This is a genomic window from Alteromonas marina (assembly GCF_000808575.1).
GTDB classification, from domain to species: domain Bacteria; phylum Pseudomonadota; class Gammaproteobacteria; order Enterobacterales; family Alteromonadaceae; genus Alteromonas; species Alteromonas marina_A.
Map to the genome: position 1 here is coordinate 1 of NZ_JWLW01000012.1, position 18,491 is coordinate 18,491.

17 protein-coding genes are annotated in these 18,491 nt (G+C 45.4%); 2 read left to right on the forward strand and 15 right to left on the reverse strand.

The annotated features are described in order from the left end of the window. Window positions 1-48: 48 nt before the first annotated feature. Window positions 49-1,626: a glutamine-hydrolyzing GMP synthase gene (gene guaA, locus RJ41_RS05675; RefSeq protein ID WP_039218111.1), complete on the reverse strand. Its 1,578-nt coding sequence runs from the start codon at window positions 1,624-1,626 to the stop codon at window positions 49-51. A gap of 70 nt (window positions 1,627-1,696) precedes the next feature. Beyond that, window positions 1,697-3,166, reverse strand: coding sequence for an IMP dehydrogenase (guaB, locus tag RJ41_RS05680; protein ID WP_039218114.1), 1,470 nt, complete (start codon window positions 3,164-3,166; stop codon window positions 1,697-1,699). Window positions 3,167-3,266: 100 nt separating this feature from the next. Here guaB and xseA point away from each other — a divergent pair, with 100 nt between their 5' ends. Further along, entirely contained in the window at window positions 3,267-4,619 is a 1,353-nt protein-coding gene (xseA, locus tag RJ41_RS05685) for an exodeoxyribonuclease VII large subunit (RefSeq protein ID WP_039218116.1), read from the forward strand. A 147-nt stretch (window positions 4,620-4,766) separates the two neighbouring features. Beyond that, complete coding sequence (locus tag RJ41_RS05690) at window positions 4,767-5,792, forward strand: hypothetical protein (protein ID WP_240485735.1); 1,026 nt, start codon at window positions 4,767-4,769, stop codon at window positions 5,790-5,792. On the opposite strand, the gene RJ41_RS05695 is transcribed toward RJ41_RS05690, so the two are convergent. The 13 genes from RJ41_RS05695 to RJ41_RS05755 all read right to left on the reverse strand — a co-directional run bounded on the left by RJ41_RS05695 (window position 5,789) and on the right by RJ41_RS05755 (window position 18,491). Continuing rightward, window positions 5,789-5,968 (reverse strand): hypothetical protein, encoded by a 180-nt coding sequence (locus RJ41_RS05695; RefSeq protein ID WP_039218122.1) that lies wholly within the window; start codon window positions 5,966-5,968, stop codon window positions 5,789-5,791. The two genes, RJ41_RS05690 and RJ41_RS05695, sit on opposite strands and share 4 nt — an antisense overlap. Window positions 5,969-6,326: 358 nt before the next feature. Next, complete coding sequence (der, locus tag RJ41_RS05700) at window positions 6,327-7,772, reverse strand: ribosome biogenesis GTPase Der (protein WP_039218126.1); 1,446 nt, start codon at window positions 7,770-7,772, stop codon at window positions 6,327-6,329. A gap of 291 nt (window positions 7,773-8,063) precedes the next feature. After that, entirely contained in the window at window positions 8,064-9,323 is a 1,260-nt protein-coding gene (bamB, locus tag RJ41_RS05705; RefSeq protein ID WP_084081770.1) for an outer membrane protein assembly factor BamB, read from the reverse strand. 44 nt (window positions 9,324-9,367) lie between these two features. Further along, window positions 9,368-9,988 carry a YfgM family protein gene (locus tag RJ41_RS05710; protein ID WP_039218128.1) on the reverse strand — a complete coding sequence of 207 codons (621 nt, stop codon included), beginning with the start codon at window positions 9,986-9,988 and terminating at the stop codon, window positions 9,368-9,370. Window positions 9,989-10,000: 12 nt separating this feature from the next. After that, a complete protein-coding gene (hisS, locus tag RJ41_RS05715) occupies window positions 10,001-11,284 on the reverse strand; it encodes a histidine--tRNA ligase (RefSeq protein WP_084081772.1) in 1,284 nt (427 codons plus the stop codon). Between the two features lie 82 nt (window positions 11,285-11,366). Then, complete coding sequence (ispG, locus tag RJ41_RS05720) at window positions 11,367-12,485, reverse strand: flavodoxin-dependent (E)-4-hydroxy-3-methylbut-2-enyl-diphosphate synthase (protein ID WP_039218134.1); 1,119 nt, start codon at window positions 12,483-12,485, stop codon at window positions 11,367-11,369. A gap of 8 nt (window positions 12,486-12,493) precedes the next feature. Beyond that, window positions 12,494-13,531: a RodZ domain-containing protein gene (locus RJ41_RS05725; protein WP_039218136.1), complete on the reverse strand. Its 1,038-nt coding sequence runs from the start codon at window positions 13,529-13,531 to the stop codon at window positions 12,494-12,496. A 6-nt stretch (window positions 13,532-13,537) separates the two neighbouring features. Beyond that, window positions 13,538-14,725, reverse strand: coding sequence for a type IV pilus biogenesis/stability protein PilW (pilW, locus tag RJ41_RS05730; protein WP_039218139.1), 1,188 nt, complete (start codon window positions 14,723-14,725; stop codon window positions 13,538-13,540). A 24-nt stretch (window positions 14,726-14,749) separates the two neighbouring features. Continuing rightward, on the reverse strand, window positions 14,750-15,868 hold the full coding sequence (gene rlmN, locus RJ41_RS05735; protein ID WP_014977032.1) for a dual-specificity RNA methyltransferase RlmN: 1,119 nt from the start codon (window positions 15,866-15,868) through the stop codon (window positions 14,750-14,752). 509 nt (window positions 15,869-16,377) lie between these two features. After that, entirely contained in the window at window positions 16,378-16,809 is a 432-nt protein-coding gene (ndk, locus tag RJ41_RS05740) for a nucleoside-diphosphate kinase (protein ID WP_012519000.1), read from the reverse strand. A 271-nt stretch (window positions 16,810-17,080) separates the two neighbouring features. Beyond that, on the reverse strand, window positions 17,081-17,491 hold the full coding sequence (locus tag RJ41_RS05745) for a SufE family protein (protein WP_014950170.1): 411 nt from the start codon (window positions 17,489-17,491) through the stop codon (window positions 17,081-17,083). 59 nt (window positions 17,492-17,550) lie between these two features. Beyond that, on the reverse strand, window positions 17,551-18,084 hold the full coding sequence (gene sufT, locus RJ41_RS05750) for a putative Fe-S cluster assembly protein SufT (RefSeq protein ID WP_039218147.1): 534 nt from the start codon (window positions 18,082-18,084) through the stop codon (window positions 17,551-17,553). Between the two features lie 50 nt (window positions 18,085-18,134). Next, a complete protein-coding gene (locus RJ41_RS05755; protein ID WP_014979828.1) occupies window positions 18,135-18,491 on the reverse strand; it encodes a HesB/IscA family protein in 357 nt (118 codons plus the stop codon).

Here is an 18,491-nt window from a genome sequence, read left to right on the forward strand (position 1 = left end):
GGCATTAGCCCGAAGGCTCTCTTTTCATTTCGGTAAATTTACACCCGTTTATTCCCACTCAATTGTAGCAGGTGGCTTACCAGAAATGTCGTAAACCACACGGCTAATGCCATCGATTTCATTGATAATGCGATTCGACACTTTACCTAGGAAGTCGTAGGGTAAGTGAGCCCAGTGAGCCGTCATAAAGTCGATAGTCTCTACTGCGCGAAGGCTTACCACCCAGTCGTATTTACGCGCATCACCCATTACGCCTACTGAGCGCACTGGAAGGAATACGGTAAACGCTTGGCTTACTTTTTGGTATAGATCAGCTGCATATAGCTCTTCAATGAAGATAGCGTCAGCGCGACGCAGTAAGTCGCAATATTCTTTCTTAATTTCACCAAGTACACGAACACCTAGACCCGGACCAGGGAACGGGTGACGGTAAAGCATGTCGTACGGTAAACCTAGCTCAAGGCCGATTTTGCGTACTTCGTCTTTAAAGAGTTCACGCAGTGGCTCAACAAGGCCTAGCTCCATATCTTCTGGAAGGCCGCCCACGTTGTGGTGCGATTTGATTACGTGCGCTTTACCGGTTGCAGAACCTGCAGACTCGATAACGTCTGGGTAGATGGTGCCTTGCGCTAACCACTTCGCGTTTTGACGCTTGCCCGCTTCTTCGTCAAATACACGAACAAACTCATTACCAATAGCTTTACGTTTCAGCTCAGGGTCTTCTATACCTTTTAGGCGATCAAGGAAACGCTCTTCAGCGTCTACACGGATAATGTTAAGCCCGAAGTGGTCACCAAACATTTCCATAACCTGATCAGCTTCATTTAAACGAAGCAGGCCATTATCTACAAACACACAGGTAAGTTTGTCGCCGATCGCACGGTGAAGCAGCATGGCTGTTACTGAAGAATCTACGCCGCCTGAAAGGCCAAGGATGACTTCTTCATCACCCACTTTCTCTTTTATACGCTCAATGGCGTCGTCAATAATGGCGCCTGCTGTCCACAGTTTTTCACACTTACAGATATCCATGACAAAGTGCGTCAATAGACGCATGCCTTGGCGAGTGTGAGTCACTTCAGGGTGGAACTGCACGCCATAGAATTGCTTCTCTGCGTTATACATTGCCGCATGTGGGCATGAAGCAGTTTGCGCGATGGTTTCAAAACCTTCAGGAATAGCAGCCACTTTATCGCCGTGGCTCATCCATACGTCAAGCAGCGCCGCGCCGTTATCACCTATGGCATCTTCAATTTTATCTAGCAGCGGGCTTGGCTTTATCACTTCTACTTGCGCATAACCAAATTCACGCTTGTCAGAACCCAGTACGCCACCACCTAGCTGTTGTGCCATGGTTTGCATGCCATAACACACGCCTAGCACTGGCACGCCGGCTTCAAATACGTACTCTGGCGCACGTGGTGAGCCTTCTTCAGTTACTGACTCTGGGCCACCTGACAGAATAATCCCTTGTGGATTAAACTCGCGGATTTGCTCTTCAGTTACATCCCAAGCCCAAAGCTCACAGTAAACGCCAATTTCGCGAACACGACGTGCTATCAACTGCGTGTATTGCGAGCCAAAATCCAAAATAAGTATGCGTTGGTCGTGGATATTTGTGGTCATGTTTTATTTTTACCCGTTAAATAAAAGAACAAAGGCTGGTGTAGTACCAGCCTCGCAGTCGTCGGTCGCCTTAACCTAAACGGTAGTTTGGCGCTTCTTTGGTAATGCTTACATCGTGTACGTGACTCTCGCCCATTCCGGCTGAAGTTACGCGCACAAATTGAGCCTTGGTATTGAGCTCTTCAATGGTGGCGCAGCCCGTTAAGCCCATGGCTGAGCGCAAGCCGCCCATTTGCTGATGGATAATATTAGCAATTGGACCTTTGTACGCTACGCGGCCTTCAATACCTTCTGGTACCAATTTCTCAGCGTTATCAGAATCTTGGAAGTAACGGTCTGACGAACCGTGGCTTTGATCCATAGCGCCTAGTGAACCCATACCGCGATATGACTTGTAATAACGGCCTTGGAAAAGTTCTACTTCCCCTGGCGCTTCTTCAGTACCTGCTAGCATGCTGCCAACCATTACGCAGCTTGCGCCAGCAGCCAACGCCTTAGCAATGTCACCCGAAAAACGAATACCGCCGTCAGCGATAACTGGAATGTCAGTATCTTTCAGCGCTTCTACTGCATCTGATACCGCAGTAATTTGAGGCACACCGCATCCGGTTACGATACGAGTAGTACAAATTGAACCAGGGCCAATACCCACTTTAACAGCATCTACGCCGGCTTCGGCAAGTGCTTTCGCGCCATCGCCCGTTGCAACGTTACCCGCAATAATTTGTACATCGGGATAATCAGCACGTACTTTCTTAACACGGTCAATAACGCCTTGTGAGTGACCGTGAGAGGTATCGATAAGTAGAACGTCAACGCCTGCATCTACAAGTAGTGCAATACGTTCGTCAGTACCTGGGCCAACGCTTACCGCAGCACCAACACGTAGGCGACCAAGCGAGTCTTTACATGCGTTAGGCTTGTTTTCTGCTTTCTGGAAGTCTTTAACAGTAATAAGGCCTGTAAGCTTAAACGCGTCGTCGACAACAAGAATTTTTTCAATGCGGTGTTCGTGCATAAGGTCTAACACCACATCAGAGCTTGCACCTTCTTTTACGGTAACCAGATCATCCTTACCGGTCATTACGTTTCTAATAGGCAAATTCAAACGCTTTTCAAAGCGAAGATCGCGGCCTGTCACAATACCAATTAGGTTATTATCTTTGTCAGTCACCGGGAAGCCAGAGTAACCAAGACGCTTAGAAAGCGCGATAACTTCACCAATGGTCGCATTCTCTTCAACCGTTACCGGGTCAGATACCACACCACTTTCGTATTTCTTAACTTCACGTACGTGTTTGGCTTGCTCTTCGGGCTTCATGTTTTTATGAATGAAACCAATACCACCCTCTTGGGCTAGCGCAATAGCTAGACGGGCTTCAGAAACCGTGTCCATGGCAGCAGACACCATTGGAATATTTAACGTTACACCACGCGTAAGGCGTGTTTGTAAGTTGGCTGTGTGAGGGAGGACGGTCGAGTGGCCGGGAACCAGCAACACATCGTCGAACGTCAGGGCTTCTTGGATGATACGTAGCATGCAACAACACCTATTCAGTTGAGGGTTAATTGCGGCGCAATTGTAGTGTTTTTTAGTTTTCAGGTAAACTCTAAATGTATTAAACCCAGTGATTTTTTTTATGTTTACAAATTCGCCATCTACGTCTCGACAAATTTTAACAGTTACCAAGCTAAATCGCTTAGCCAGAACCGTACTGGAAGGCGAAATTGGCCTTATTTGGCTATCGGCTGAAATATCAAACTTTGTGGCAGCCGCATCAGGGCATTGGTATTTCACGCTGAAGGACAACAAAGCCCAAGTTCGCGCGGCCATGTTCAAGGGATCAAACCGCAATGTTCGCATTCGCCCTAAAGAAGGCGACAAAATTTTAGTGCGAGCGTCGGTTGGCCTTTACGAAGCACGCGGCGACTATCAACTGGTTGTCGAACACATGGAAAGCGATGGCGAAGGTGCGCTTAAGCAAGCGTTCGAAGCCCTAAAGTTCAAACTCAACAATGAAGGCTTGTTCGATACTGCTAACAAGCGAGCGCTACCTGAACGCATTAATCGCATCGGCGTAATAACTTCATCAAGCGGTGCAGCGCTTCACGATGTATTAAGTGTATTAAAACGACGCAGCCCACAAACCGAAATCATTGTTTATCCGTCGATGGTTCAGGGTGAAACCGCACCTTTACAGTTAATTAATGCGTTGAGAACGGCTAACCGCCGCGCAGAAGTGGATGTGCTGTTACTTACGCGAGGCGGCGGTTCATTAGAAGACTTGTGGTGTTTTAATGATGAAAGCTTGGCAAGAGAAGTCGCTGCAAGTGCCCTTCCCATAGTTAGCGCCGTAGGCCATGAGGTAGACTTCACCATTAGTGACTTCGTCGCCGATGTTCGCGCCCCTACCCCATCTGCTGCTGCCGAAATCTTAAGTCAGGATTCTGCCGCTCTTTACCAAACGCTAAGTCAGCAAAAACAGCGCTTAGCAAGGGCAATACATCAGTACCTTCAAACGAGTAAACAACAGCTTGTTTTAAAGAAACAACGGCTAAATGCGTTGCATCCACAAAGCCGCATCCAATCGCAGTGGCAAACGTTAGACAGACTACAACTTCGTTTAGCGCATAAGATGCAAAACGACTTGGCAAAAGCAGAGAAGCGATTACAAGGTCTTGATTACAGGCTAAACAAACAATCGCCATCAGCAAACGTGGCGCGTGCAAAAGACAAACTGAATTACGCTAGCACCAAGCTCTTATCAAGCATGAATACACTCATTAGAAGCAAAAAAAATGAACTTGGTGGTAAGGTTAGCCTCTTACAATCCGTAAGTCCTCTTTCAACGCTCGCCCGTGGTTACAGCATTACTTTGTCCGACAAAGCAGCCATTAATAGCGTGAATAAAGTAAATGTAGGTGATGAGATAAAATCTCGGGTGACTGACGGAGAAATAACCAGTACAGTGACACACATTCAACGGCAATAGGTAGCCTTAAGTATTATGCCCGTTCATGTAAACGCGTTTTCCTTTTCCAGTATTTACCAGCGGGCCTGTGCATTTTGGAGCCTAAAGTCACAGCGGTTCGCTGTATCAAAAATTTTGACACCTTTGTGCGTTTTTGTACTATTACTAGTGCCTGACTTCACCTTTGCTTCTATGGTCAATCAACCTGTCTCTGTTTTTTCAACCTACCCAAGCGAGACGTTACTCAGGGCTTGTGGAGCCCAGCGAGCATTAAGCGAAGCTAATTCTTCTCAATCCACTAATTTGTGTTTTGAAGATGCTATTTCGCCCGACAGCTTTATTAAACTCCTAAGCGAATCAGGAGAATTCAGTCATTTGTTTCCTTATGGCGAAGGAAACGACTACGAACTATTGATTGCTAACGTTGGCGCAGCGCCTGGCATGCATCGACAGCACGCAAAACAATTTGCAGAATTCACTCTACAATGGCGAGGGATAGAAATTGACTCATCTTCATTTGATGCCAGTGCTCTAGAAAACACAGATGTGAAAACGGAAACCGCTTTAGCCGAGGAAGAAGCGCAATCGTTGATTGCCCGCTGGATTCAACATGCCAAAAACTCTGGATTATTTACCAGCCAGTTTTTGTTCGATGCGCTAGAAGCTAGCGACTATAAGGGTGGATTACAGGTACCAAACGCCATTGGCGACTTCACTAAATTAGATACTCAGTTATATCCAGACCCGTTTAACGGCGCAATTACTCGCTATATACACCCTGAGTTTGAAGATGCGCTCGTTGATGTCACCGTATATCCCTTTTTAGATCAGCTTTCTTCAGATGAAAACGAGCTACTTCCTAAGCAACTAGAAAGTGATCTGCAAAGAGCTAGTGCTACAGCCGATTTACAGCAGTTAACTTTGTCTCAAATCAGTCCAGCCTCACGCTACGAGGTTAACAGCGCATTAAGAGGATGGAGATTGGGGCTGAGCGCGACATCTGAAACATCACCAACAATTTACGCGACAACCTATGTCTTTAAGCTACAAGATAAAATCGTAAAAGTGTCTACGACTTTTCCTCCTGACTTTTCAGACAACATTGTCAATCAATTGATTGTTAACGTAGAAGTTCCGCAAGAGTCTGAAATGATGAAAAAGGTTCGCTCTCTGCTTTTGGAAAGAGCGCGTTAAGCTTTTTTCGCAGAACGTCGTTTAACTAGCGGCAAACTCAACGTTGGCTTTTCTTCTGTTTTGGCGGTGAGAATATATACTTTTTGCTGCTCTTTTGGTTTATACCTATCAAACCAGTTATACATTTGATTTTTTTGAAGTGGTGAGGCGACTTTAACCAATTTTTCTACTGACACTTTATCTCCCAAAACACTGCTGGCTGCCTGCTAAACAGTTAGTGTCTGCAAAAACAGCTCCAAATTTCACATTCGTGGTAACCTCCCGAATTCAAAGGTACGTACCTATAAATGACTGAATATGTGAACTAAGAGAAAGTGGGAATAGCAGGAAAAGAATACAACCTAAGTGTAATAATGACCTAGCAGATTAAATCAAGAAAACCGTAGAGTTGAATACGACTGGCAAAATGCAATTCACGCTACAGCGAGTCTAATTGGGGATTTCATCATGCCACAATAGTGGGGAAATTGAGTAGTGTAAAAGCATGGACGCTATCGCCACTTGGTCAGAAATAGCGCCCTATCCTTAAAAAGGCTACTTTTTATCTTTGTAGTAAGACATCATACGGCGACGCTTGCGCTGCTGCGCTAAGGTTAAATTAGCCTTTTTACCTTCAAACGGGTTGTTGCCTTCTCTGAACTCTATTTTGATAGGCGTACCCATAATTTCTAGCGCTTTTCTGAAATAATTCATCAAGAAACGTTTGTACGAGCTTGGTAAGTCATCCACTTGGTTACCGTGAATAACGATAACCGGTGGGTTATAACCGCCTGCGTGGGCATATTTCATTTTCACTCGACGACCGCGTACAAGTGGCGGCTGATGGTCATCCTGCGCCATTTCCATAATTTGCGTGAGCAGAGCAGTATTAATACGCTTAGTCGCACTCATATACGCTTCTTGCACAGACTCAAATAGGTTGCCCACACCAGAGCCATGAAGCGCGGATATAAAGTGAATTCTTGCGAAATCTATGAAGCCTAGACGGCGGTCCATCTCTCGCTTGATATCATCCTTAACATCTGTACTCAACCCATCCCATTTGTTTACGGCCACAACCAAAGAGCGCCCTGAATTGAGGACAAACCCGAGTAAACTCAAGTCTTGATCGGTAATGCCTTCTCTGGCATCAATAACCAATAGTACTACGTTAGCTTCTTCAATGGCCTGAAGGGTTTTAACAATAGAAAACTTCTCTACCGCTTCACTGATCTTTCTGCGTTTTCTTACACCCGCGGTATCAATTAGGATATATTCTCGCTCATCCCTTTCCATTGGAATGTACACGCTGTCTCGGGTGGTGCCAGGCATGTCGAATACCACCACGCGCTCTTCACCAAGAATGCGGTTCGTTAGTGTCGACTTACCTACATTGGGTTTACCTACGATAGCAAGTTTGATAGGCAGCGCTTGTAAGCGCTGACGCTGTGTTTCAGCATCCTCTTCTTCCTCAGGTTCCTCGTCGACAATCTCCATGTCAGGAAAGTCAGTTTCCAGCGGTTTTAGGGCATCTTGTAACAACTGACTAACGCCGCGACCATGGGCCGCTGCAATTTGCTTTATTTCACCTAAACCTAACGAGTAGAATTCTGCGCTTTCGCTATCGCCATCAATGCCGTCAACTTTGTTCGCAACCACAAATACTTTTTTGTTTATGCGTCTTAAGTGATCAGCAATTCCCTGATCAGCCGGCAACATACCTGCTCTAGCGTCAACCAGAAATAAAACGACATCAGCCTCTTCAATCGCCAACAAAGACTGCTGTGCCATTTCAGCATCAATACCCTCTTCATCACCTGTAATACCGCCGGTATCAACAACAATAAACTGGCGCTTTTCAAACTTCGCTTGGCCGTATTTACGGTCGCGAGTTAACCCTGGGTAGTCTGCAACTAGTGCATCTCGGGTATTGGTAAGGCGATTAAACAAGGTTGATTTGCCAACATTAGGGCGGCCAACCAAAGCAACAACGGGTAACATTTATCAGATCCTAGGGGTCATGAAAGCGAAAAAAGCACAAGCCACATACACCATGTACTACAAATTACGTCTGGAATATTCTTTCTCTAACGATAGGTGATTAGTTATGAGGCTCTTGAGAATAGGCGCATTATACCTTGTTCACTACCTAATACCAATGAGTTCAGTTCGACGAAGAATGAACACTCTTCGTTGCGATGTTATGCCCAGCGATAAGTGAAACAAGTTATAAAAAAGGCGTTACAAATTCTACTTGTAACGCCTTTTGGAAATTGAAATGTCGCTATACCACTAATTCGGTATACGTACTGACACTATTTCGCCACTTCTGGTCACTGCAATGACATTACCGTCAACGTTAACTGGTGCTGCAAAAATAGCATCATCTTCATCATCGCCACCTACGTCTAACCGAGCAACGACTTTTCCAGATTCTTGCTCAATCCAGTGTAAAAAGCCCCAGTTATCGCCCACAACAACGTACTCTCCCACCGGGGTAGCAGCTGTTAGCGAACGTTTTTTAAGTAAACCTTGAGACCACAATTCTACGCCGTTACGTCTATCAAGGGCATATATGTTAGAGTTGTTGTCTACGACAAAAATTTTGTTTCCATCGATATTCAGATTGCGAAACGATGCGTATTCACGTTTCCAAATAACGCGACCTGAACGAAGCTCTACTGCTGCCAAGGTGCCATTATATGAGACTGTATAAATCGTACCGCCATAAAGCACCGGCGTAGTATCGATATCAACAATACGTTCTAGCTCTGTTGCACCAGAAGGCGTTGCAATTACTGTTTCCCATGCAAGTACGCCGGTTTCGATAAGGTTTACTTGAATCTTACCTGTCGGGGTACCCACGATAGCGCCACCATTAGACGCAATTGGGCCAGAGATGCCGCGTAGTGTTAGCGGGGGCGTGTCACCCTCGTGTCGCCACATTTGCTCTCCGGTACGGGTATTAAAACCAAACAAGCTGCCTGCACCGGTATTAACAACAAGAATACCTTCATCTGCAGCCGGCGCAGCTAAAATTTCTCCCGGTACCGTCGCTTCCCACACAAGCTCGCCGGTTTCAGCGTCCATTGCAGCAACGTACCCGTTTTCTGTACCAATAAATACGTGTCTATCTGCAACAGAAATACCGCCAATACGCGCGGTTTCACCACTACGCCAAAGTTTAGTTACCGAACTTAACATGCCTTCTGAACGAAACTGTGCGAAATCTTTTTCCCACAATACTTTTCCTGTTTCCGGCTCCATCGCGACAACCACACCGTGGCGGTCGGCGGCGAAAAGCTTGTTGTAAGCATACACAGGACGAAGGCGAGAGAAGTAGCGGTCAACGCCATCACCAATATCACGGTCCCATACCAATTCAGGCGTAAACTTAGCCTCAATAGGCTTTAAACGACGAATTTCTAATTCCTCGTCATCTGCAAACCAGTCTGAAATAGTAGAGCAGCCAGACATTGTGATAGACACTGCCAGTGCTATACCTATCGTGCGAGCGAATCGACCTTTACGGCCACACGTGTTGTGAAACAAATTGCGTACCTCTTTATTATTTATACCAGCCCTAAGGCTTTCGCTTATTGCGCAGCAGATACCGACAGGTTATCTAGCTTCATTTGTAAAAGCGGATTGTTGGCATTTTTTTCTAACGCATTTGAATAAGCCAAGCGAGCATCATCAAACTTGCCTTGTTTTTGATAAACATCGCCTTTTAATTCAGAAACTTCTGCTGAAAATGCGTCATTTGTTACATTGCTAAGCGTAGACAACGCCGCGTCCAGCTGGTTCATTTCAATTTGCACACGCGATAAACGAAGTGACGCAAGCACTTTCAATTCATCATTTTCGGCAAAAGTTACAACGCTATTTAGGTGAGAAGCTGCAGCATCTAAATCACCGGCATCTACCGCTTGCTTAGCAGCAAGAAGGCTGGCAATGCTTGCGTAGCCGCTGTCTTTATTCTCTTCTATGAAGGCCTTAACCTTGGCTTCACTATCTTCTGTACCAAATGTTTCAACAGCATTTTGGTACGCTACCGATGCTGCTTCTTTATTTTCAATCTGCGCTTCGGAATACGCTCTCCAGCCCCACAGGCCACCTAGACCAAGCGCTGCACCGACAATAATTGCAGTACCGTGCTCTTTCCAAAAACGTTTAATCGCTTCTACTTGTTGTTCTTCTGTTGCGAACTGTTCCATGATGTCCTCTTTTTATTTTGCGCTCAGCATCTCTGCAACCTTATCAGATAAGGTATCGAAGCTGACTGTAACTTGTTCTTGACCATCGCGCAGTGGTTTAACACCTACTTCGCGAGACTGCATTTCGTCATTGCCTAAAAGCAGCGCTAAACGTGCGCCTGTTTTATCAGCACGCTTTAATTGTTTTTTAAAGTTGCCGCCGCCACAGTGCATCATTATGCGTGTATTAGAAAGCGTATTTCGAAGATGCTCTGCTACCTCAATAGCGTATGACTGTGCCTCTTCGCCCATCGCCGTTACGTAAACGTCTGCGAAACTTGAGTCCTGACCTTCTTCGGTTAACGTGGTTAGCAACAGTACCAAACGTTCAATGCCCATAGCGAAGCCAACCGCAGGCGTAGCTTTACCGCCCAGTTGCTCTACCAAGCCATCGTAACGGCCTCCAGCACACACTGTACCTTGAGCTCCCAGGCTATCTGTCACCCACTCAAACACCGTACGGTTGTAGTAATCTAATCCGCGCACTAGTCGAGGATTTATTTCAAACTCGATGCCTGCTTGCGTTAAGCGCGAACACAAGGTTTCAAAATGTACTTTAGATTCTTCATCAAGATGATCGATTAGCGCTGGCGCATCAGCAATAGCAGCTTGAACATCAGGGTTCTTTGAATCGAGTACGCGAAGTGGATTCGTTTCAAGTCGACGCAATGAATCTTCATCTAGCTGGTCTGCACGCTGTTTTAAAAATTCAACGAGCGTATCGCGATATGCAGCGCGAGCTTCGTTTGAACCTAAGGTATTGATTTGAAGTTTTACGTGTTGCTGAATACCAAAGGCTTTCCAAAAGCGTGCACTGAGAAGAATAACTTCCAAGTCGATGTCAGGGCCGTCCATACCGTAGGTTTCTACACCAAACTGGTGGAATTGACGGTAACGGCCTTTTTGTGGACGTTCATGACGGAACATAGGCCCCATGTACCACAGGCGTTGTTGCTGGTTGTATAATAAGCCGTGTTCGTTACCCGCGCGCACGCAACTTGCAGTACCTTCTGGGCGCAGCGTTAGACTGTCGCCATTTCTATCTTCGAAGGTATACATTTCTTTTTCAACGATATCGGTCACTTCTCCGATAGAGCGTTTGAATAAGTCGGTGCTTTCAACGATGGGAGTACGTATTTCTTGGTAACCATAACTCGCCACAACCTGACGAAGTACAGATTCTACCTTCTGCCATGTACCGGAAACCTCCGGTAGGCAGTCATTCATGCCTCGAATTGCCTGAATAGTCTTAGCCACGTGAAATTCTCATACTGCTAAATAGTGAAAAGCCCCGCATTATAGGGGCTTTGGGAATAAACAACAATGAACAAAAAATGTCTCAGTCTTTAACCGAGACCTGAATTTTATTTTGTTCACTCATACGCGATGCTTTGGCGCGAATCTTAGCTTCAAGCTTATCCACTAGATCGTCGTTGGGAAGACGTTCTTTAACGCGCTTACCGTCTTCGTATAAGCCACTCATGTTACGTGCGCCAGTGAGGCCCAAATCAGACACTTCTGCTTCGCCTGGGCCGTTAACCACGCAACCGATGATAGAGACATCCATTGGCGTAAGAATATCTTCCAATCGCTGCTCAAGAGCATTCACCGTGCCGATTACATCGAATTCTTGTCGTGAACAACTCGGGCAAGCAATAAAGTTTATACCGCGCGAGCGAATACGCAGTGACTTCAAGATATCAAAACCTACTTTAATTTCTTCTACTGGGTCGGCCGCTAGTGAAACACGAAGCGTATCGCCTATACCTTCAGCCAGAAGCATACCAAGACCCACTGCACTTTTGACAGCACCAGCACGTTGGCCACCTGCTTCAGTAATACCAAGGTGAAGCGGCTGGTCGATTTCTTTTGCAAGCAAGCGGTATGCACCAACTGCAAGAAAAACATCAGATGCTTTAACACTAACTTTAAACTGGTCGAAATTAAGCTTGTCGAGAATGTCTACATGACGCATTGCGGATTCAACCAGCGCTTCTGGCGTTGGTTCCCCGTACTTCTCTTGTAAATCTTTTTCTAACGAGCCACCGTTTACACCAATGCGGATTGGAATATTTTTATCTTTTGCACAATCAACTACAGAGCGTACACGCTCCATGTTGCCTATATTACCTGGATTAATACGCAGGCAATCCACGCCGTATTCAGCGACCTTCAGTGCAATCCGGTAGTCAAAGTGAATGTCTGCAACGAGTGGCACACTCACTTGCTTTTTAATTTCTTTAAACGCTTCAGCCGCTTCCATTGTGGGAACAGAAACTCGAACGATCTCACCACCCACTGCAACAATACGGTTTATTTGGTCGACAGTCGCCGCAACATCTGTAGTGCGAGTATTTGTCATTGACTGGACGGCAATGGGCGCACCATCACCAATGGGAACGTTACCTACATTAATACGCGTAGACTTTCTGCGTTTAATAGGGCTTTCTGCAAACATCTAATTACCTATAAAGGAAGTACGAAGCGAGCTGTTTTACCATTTTGATATGAAGAGATATCAACAGCGTCACCGTTAACTGATATGCGCACATTATCCGGTGCACCGAGCGTAACTTCAACAGGAGGAACGCCCTGAATTTCCATCACACGCCCTTTTTGTTTAACCCCATAGGCAATCGCTTCACCTGACGCGTCTTTAATATTCACCCAACAGTCATCGTCGAAAGTGAAAACCATAGCAATTGGCGCTGCGTCAGACTGACTATTCACATTAAGGTTGGGTTGGGGTTCGTTACTACTCGCAGAATTAACCAGAGCGGTTAGGTTATTGCTATCATTTACCTCTGTATCGGGTGCTGAGATTGCACCATCATTCAAGCTACCGTCTTGGTTAAAACCGCTATCTTGGTCGCTGAACGCATCGCTGGTTTCTGAGTTTGAACTATTGCTCGCACCCGTGTCTAGCTGATTGTTTCCAGCCGTATCCCCCTGCGACGACGAAGCGTCAGTAGTTACTTTGTCGGTATCTGTGCGCGCCGATGGGATAGGTGTGTTAGCGGCTTCTCTCTTGACGGCTTCATTTAATGGCAGGTCAGAAACAGCATCGTCACTTGGCTGTTGGTACCACCACACCACTACACCAGCAATGATGAGAAGTAAGATCACGTAAGTAACCATCATCCAACGGTCATCGTGTGTCTGTTTTGCAACACGTTTTGAAAAACTTTGTAGCTTATCAGATGAAGGTACAGATGTTTGATTATGGAAGCGTTCAAACGCTTCAATAACCTCATGAGGATTCATACCCAATTGTTTAGCATAATTTCTCACATAGCCTTTTGTAAAAGTAACCGATGAGTTAGCATCTATCACGTCACTTTCTAAATCATTGATTTGTTTAACCTTTAAAAATAATTTATCGGCAATATCTTGTTGAGACAAACCTAGCGTTTCACGGCGCGCTTTTAGCATTGCTCCTGGACTTGGCGTGTTTTCTTGTTGTTGCGAAGTAACTTCTTGATTCGCGTTTTCTTCTGACACCATTAAACCTTATTCCTCCTGCATACTCGGTGGTACTAACCAAAGCGTTTGACCAGCAATAATAGCGCCAGTATTTTCTAGGTTATTCCACTCTTGCAGTGTCGTCATTCTGATATTGTACAATAGAGAAATACGATATAAGTTTTCACCTTCTTTTACTACATGGAATTTATCACTTTGCGCAGATAATTCAGCATTTATCTTTTTATCATCAGCTCTCACTTGCGCAGTCGTAGTTTGTTCGTCGTCAGAGGCTGCGCTCTGCTCTTCTGTAATGCCTTTATCGGATGTCGTTGGTTCAGCTTCCCCGTTGCTCAATGCTTGCTGAGCTGATAATGCTTCGCTTTGTTCACTAATAGATTGTTTCGACGTCTGCTCAGAGGAAGAGGATTTGACCGTTTTAACCACCCTGCTTTGCATGCTATCACGCTTAGCTATATAGCGCTTTGTCAGCTCGCTTTCGGGAAACAGAGATACCATCATTTCACCATATCCCGTCGCCTTTTCCACATCACCTTTGCCCTTCGCTATTTCATACGCTAACCACAAAGAGTCTGGCGTAACTTTGGCAACACGCTCGTATTTTCGTAACGTAGATTCAGCCAGTTCCCATTGCTCTGAAACCGTGTAAAGTTCACTGAGTAAGAACAGGCTCTTGCCCCTGGCAGGCTGATGTTTTAATGCGTCTTGAAAATAGTCGATTGCTTCATCTAGCTTACCTTGGCTTTGCGCGCACAACGCTAAGTTTTCATATGTTTGTGCCGCGTTTGCGTAGAGACGATTATTTATAGCATCAAAGAAGTAGGCTTTGGCTTTTTCGTACTCGCCGTTTTGGCACTTAAACGCGCCATAACTATTGGCAATATCGCCATTGTCAGGCGCAAGGTCGATAGCAGTTTCATAGTACTCTTCTGCTCGAAGGTTATCTCCGACCAGCTGATAATAATACGCCATCGCGTACTGTACATCTGCAGAGCGTGGGTTGAACGCAAGCGCCTTATCAAGGTTCTTTTTAGCTTGGGTGTAATTGTTATTTTGTAGATAGGTAAGACCAAGTGACATACGTGTTTTGGCGGCTTCTTCGTGATCGAAGTTACCGCCATACAACCCTGATTGGCTATTACTGACACAGCCAGAAGTGAAAATAATCGCGCTTAAAAAACCAATTTTAAGTGAAGTTCGCAATCCCGCAACCATAGTCTTACCCTAATATCTTAATGATTATTGGGCCATTTTTACTGAAATTGCTTCGCCCTTCACCTGTTTTTTTAACATTCTTTTCGTTCTGTCTACCACATCACCCACTAATTGACCGCATGCTGCGTCGATATCATCACCTCGCGTTTTACGCACAACGGTTGTAAACCCATATTCCATAAGCACTTTTGCGAATCTATCAATACGCGAATTGCTTGAACATGTATAAGGCGAACCCGGGTAAGGGTTAAATGGTATTAAGTTTATTTTACTAGGTGTGTCTTTCAATACCTTTGCCAACTGGTGCGCTTGTTCAGTGCTGTCATTGATGTTTGAAAGCATAACGTATTCTACCGTCACACGGCCTTGGTTCGCTTTAGATTTGGCCAGATAACGACGTACGCCTGCTAAGAAGGCTTCGATATTGTACTTCTTATTGATAGGCACGATTTCGTTGCGCAACTCATCGGTGGGTGCGTGTAATGAAATAGCTAACGCTACGTCTATTTGGTCACCCAACATATCTAGCGCTGGAACCACGCCCGATGTACTTAGCGTAACGCGGCGCTTAGACAGACCGAAACCAAAATCGTCCAACATAATATCCATTGCTGGTACAACGTTTTTAAGGTTAAGCAGTGGCTCACCCATACCCATCATTACTACGTTAGTGATAGGGCGTTTGCTTGAGTCTTTTGAAAGACCAAGGAAAGTAGCTACACGCCATACCTGACCAATAATTTCACTTACACTTAGATTACGATTGAACCCCTGCTGCGCCGTTGAACAGAAAGTACACTCTAGCGCGCAACCTACCTGTGATGACACGCAAAGCGTTGCACGGTCAGTTTCTGGGATCCAAACAGATTCAACTTCCTGACCACCTTCAAGGGTAAGTGCAAACTTAATCGTGCCGTCGCTCGCTTCTTGAAAGTATGCAATTTCAGGCGCTTTAATTTCGCAATTTTCAATGAGCATCGCGCGAAGGTTTTTATTGAGGTTACTCATTTCCTCGAAATCGCTGATACCGTGCTGGTAAATCCATTTCATCACCTGATCGGCACGAAACGGTTTCTCGCCCATTTCTTTGAAGAAATTGCGCAAGCCTTCGCGATTTAAGTTTAATAAGTTAGTTTTTGCCATGAATAAGATGACCCTTTTACCTTCGAGGGATGCCCCTCTTACTACTGAATACGGTGTAAAAACCAGCAATTCGACTATGTCTTGAGCGACATTTAAGAAAAAGAAAAACGCTGATTAAAATTTGCGCGGATTTTACCACAGATGAGATTTGAGAAAAAGCCGATTTAACGCAGAGAAACGTTAAGTTTGGCGATGCGCGAGAAGCGTGGTTTAGCTTGCCTAAATGAGCGCCGAGCAAAGCAGCATAAAGCGTGTATCTTTCTTCTGAGTGACCGAGCGCGCTTTAGGCAATGCGCGAGAAGCGTGGTTTAGCTTGCCTAAATGAGCGCCGAGCAAAGCAGCATAAAGCGTGTATCTTTCTTCTGAGTATCTGAGCGCGCTTTAGGCAATGCGCGAGAAGCGTGGTTTAGCTCGCCTAAATGAGCGCCGAGCAAAGCAGCATAAAGCGTGCTCAGACGCTCAGAAACAAAAAACGGGGCTTATAGCCCCGTTTACCTACCAACGTAATCTTAGCGAGTACGTGGGCAGATTTCTTCTTCAGAGAAGAAGTAAGCAATTTCACGTGCTGCTGACTCAGGTGCGTCAGAACCGTGAACTGCGTTTTCGTCGATTGACGCAGCGTAGTCTGAACGTAGTGTACCTGCAGCTGCATCAGCTGGGTTAGTTGCGCCCATGATTTCACGGTTAGCTAGAACTGCGTTTTCGCCTTCTAGTACTTGAACCATAACAGGACCAGACGTCATGAAGTCTACAAGTGCGCCGAAGAAAGGACGCTCTTTGTGTTCTGCATAGAAGCCTTCTGCTTGCTCTTTGCTCATGTGGATCATCTTAGATGCCACGATGCGAAGACCTGCAGATTCGAAACGGTTGTAAATTGCACCGATTACGTTTTTAGCTACCGCATCAGGCTTGATAATCGAAAAAGTACGCTCAAGAGCCATGTTCTCTCTCCAAACAAATAGTGTGTGTATCTTTAAAATTTTGGCCGCGAATTATAGGCAATAAATAGCAGCTTGACCAGAGCCTTTATCAAATCAGATATAAAGCACTGTTTTTATGCGTAAATGTAGGGAAAGGATAGTCTGTTAGCGATGACAATATGATGACAGCGTACAGAATATTTTGCGCAGTACGTGGTTACCGGCAAATGTATCTGCACCCTGCCTTTCTATGAAACCCTAAAACGGCGTAAAGAAACCAACGCTTAAAAAGTTAAGCGTTGGCTTTTGCTAATTCTTGAATTTTACCCACGATAGCGCGTAAGCCATTACCGCGAGTTGGCGTTATATGACGCTCTAGGTCTAGTGCTTCAAAATAGCCGTCGATATCAAATGCTAAAATATCTGTTGGCGTTTTGTCATTATAAGCAGCAAGTACTAACGCAAGTAAGCCTTGAACGATAACGGCGTCGCTGTCCACGTCAAAGTTGATTTTATTGCCGTCATAAGACTCCACCAACCAAACGCTGCTCTGACACCCTTTGACCAAACGCTCGGGGGTTTTAGCATCTTCAGGCAAGCCCGGAATAGATTTCCCTAAATCAATGATGTACTGATAACGCTGTTCCCAATCGTCGAAGAACGCTAAATCATCAATAATTTCGTCACTGCTAGGTAGTTGCATTGCTATTTCCGCTTAATTTGTTTGAAAAGTTTTGTCATTAAATTTCACTGCGTGGATGATTAGAAGAACAGACCCGCTTCAAGCTGTGCTTCTTCACTCATCATATCACGGGACCATGCAGGGTCGAATACAAGCTCTACGTTAACGTTTTTAACATGGGGAACCATGGCAACGCGGTATTCAACATCACCAACCAATACTGGGCCCATACCACAGCCTGGTGCGGTCAGGGTCATATCAATATTAACGCTGCTTGTGCCTTGGTCAATTTCAACTTTGTAGATAAGACCAAGGGATACAAGGTTGATAGGGATCTCAGGGTCAAAGATAGTTTCTAACGCATCCCACACTTGCTGCTCACTAATGTTGCCATCTTCTGGCGCGTCAAAGCTTAATGTCATCGCCTTACGGCCAATAGCACCTGCATCAGTACCGTCGATGCGGTACATGTTGCCGCGCCACGTTACCGTATAGTTACCACCGAGCTCTTGGGTGATATTCACAAACTCGCCTTCAGGGATCACGGTAGGATTGCCCGCTGGAACCAAGCGCGCTTTACAATCGCGCTCGGTGGTCACCATTTTTTGCTTCATAAACTACTTAGTACTCTTTGTTCTACCACTGATGGCCTATTACGTGATACTTAGCCTACGTTAAAGCTTTCACCGCATCCGCATTCATCAACCACGTTGGGGTTGTTGTATTTAATGACACCGTTCACACCTTCTGTAACGTAATCAATTTCTGTATTACGCAGTAGGTCGGTGGCATCTGCAGCCACGGCTACGTTAAGTACTGGCGAAATTTCAACAATTTCGTCATCGGCTTGCGCACTATCTGCGAAATCAAGCACATAGGCGTAACCTGTACAGCCGCTTACTTTTGTCGATAAACGAATTAACTGACCAGGCTTGTCTTTAAGCTTACTTTCGAAATGCTTAACGGCACTGTCAGTTAGCGAAATGAGTTTTGTACTAGGTACGAAAGTTTCAACACTCAT

What these genes read in the sequence shown, in the direction of transcription:
- RJ41_RS05745 (WP_014950170.1), bottom strand. Translation starts at nt 17,491, where the DNA reads ATGCAACTACCTAGCAGTGACGAAATTATTGATGATTTAGCGTTCTTC.
- der (WP_039218126.1), bottom strand. Translation starts at nt 7,772, where the DNA reads ATGTTACCCGTTGTTGCTTTGGTTGGCCGCCCTAATGTTGGCAAATCA.
- ispG (WP_039218134.1), bottom strand. Translation starts at nt 12,485, where the DNA reads ATGTTTGCAGAAAGCCCTATTAAACGCAGAAAGTCTACGCGTATTAAT.
- ndk (WP_012519000.1), bottom strand. Translation starts at nt 16,809, where the DNA reads ATGGCTCTTGAGCGTACTTTTTCGATTATCAAGCCTGATGCGGTAGCT.
- pilW (WP_039218139.1), bottom strand. Translation starts at nt 14,725, where the DNA reads ATGGTTGCGGGATTGCGAACTTCACTTAAAATTGGTTTTTTAAGCGCG.
- guaA (WP_039218111.1), bottom strand. Translation starts at nt 1,626, where the DNA reads ATGACCACAAATATCCACGACCAACGCATACTTATTTTGGATTTTGGC.
- xseA (WP_039218116.1), top strand. Translation starts at nt 3,267, where the DNA reads ATGTTTACAAATTCGCCATCTACGTCTCGACAAATTTTAACAGTTACC.
- RJ41_RS05710 (WP_039218128.1), bottom strand. Translation starts at nt 9,988, where the DNA reads ATGGAACAGTTCGCAACAGAAGAACAACAAGTAGAAGCGATTAAACGT.
- RJ41_RS05725 (WP_039218136.1), bottom strand. Translation starts at nt 13,531, where the DNA reads ATGGTGTCAGAAGAAAACGCGAATCAAGAAGTTACTTCGCAACAACAA.
- rlmN (WP_014977032.1), bottom strand. Translation starts at nt 15,868, where the DNA reads ATGGCAAAAACTAACTTATTAAACTTAAATCGCGAAGGCTTGCGCAAT.
- RJ41_RS05755 (WP_014979828.1), bottom strand. Translation starts at nt 18,491, where the DNA reads ATGAGTGTTGAAACTTTCGTACCTAGTACAAAACTCATTTCGCTAACT.
- sufT (WP_039218147.1), bottom strand. Translation starts at nt 18,084, where the DNA reads ATGAAGCAAAAAATGGTGACCACCGAGCGCGATTGTAAAGCGCGCTTG.
- guaB (WP_039218114.1), bottom strand. Translation starts at nt 3,166, where the DNA reads ATGCTACGTATCATCCAAGAAGCCCTGACGTTCGACGATGTGTTGCTG.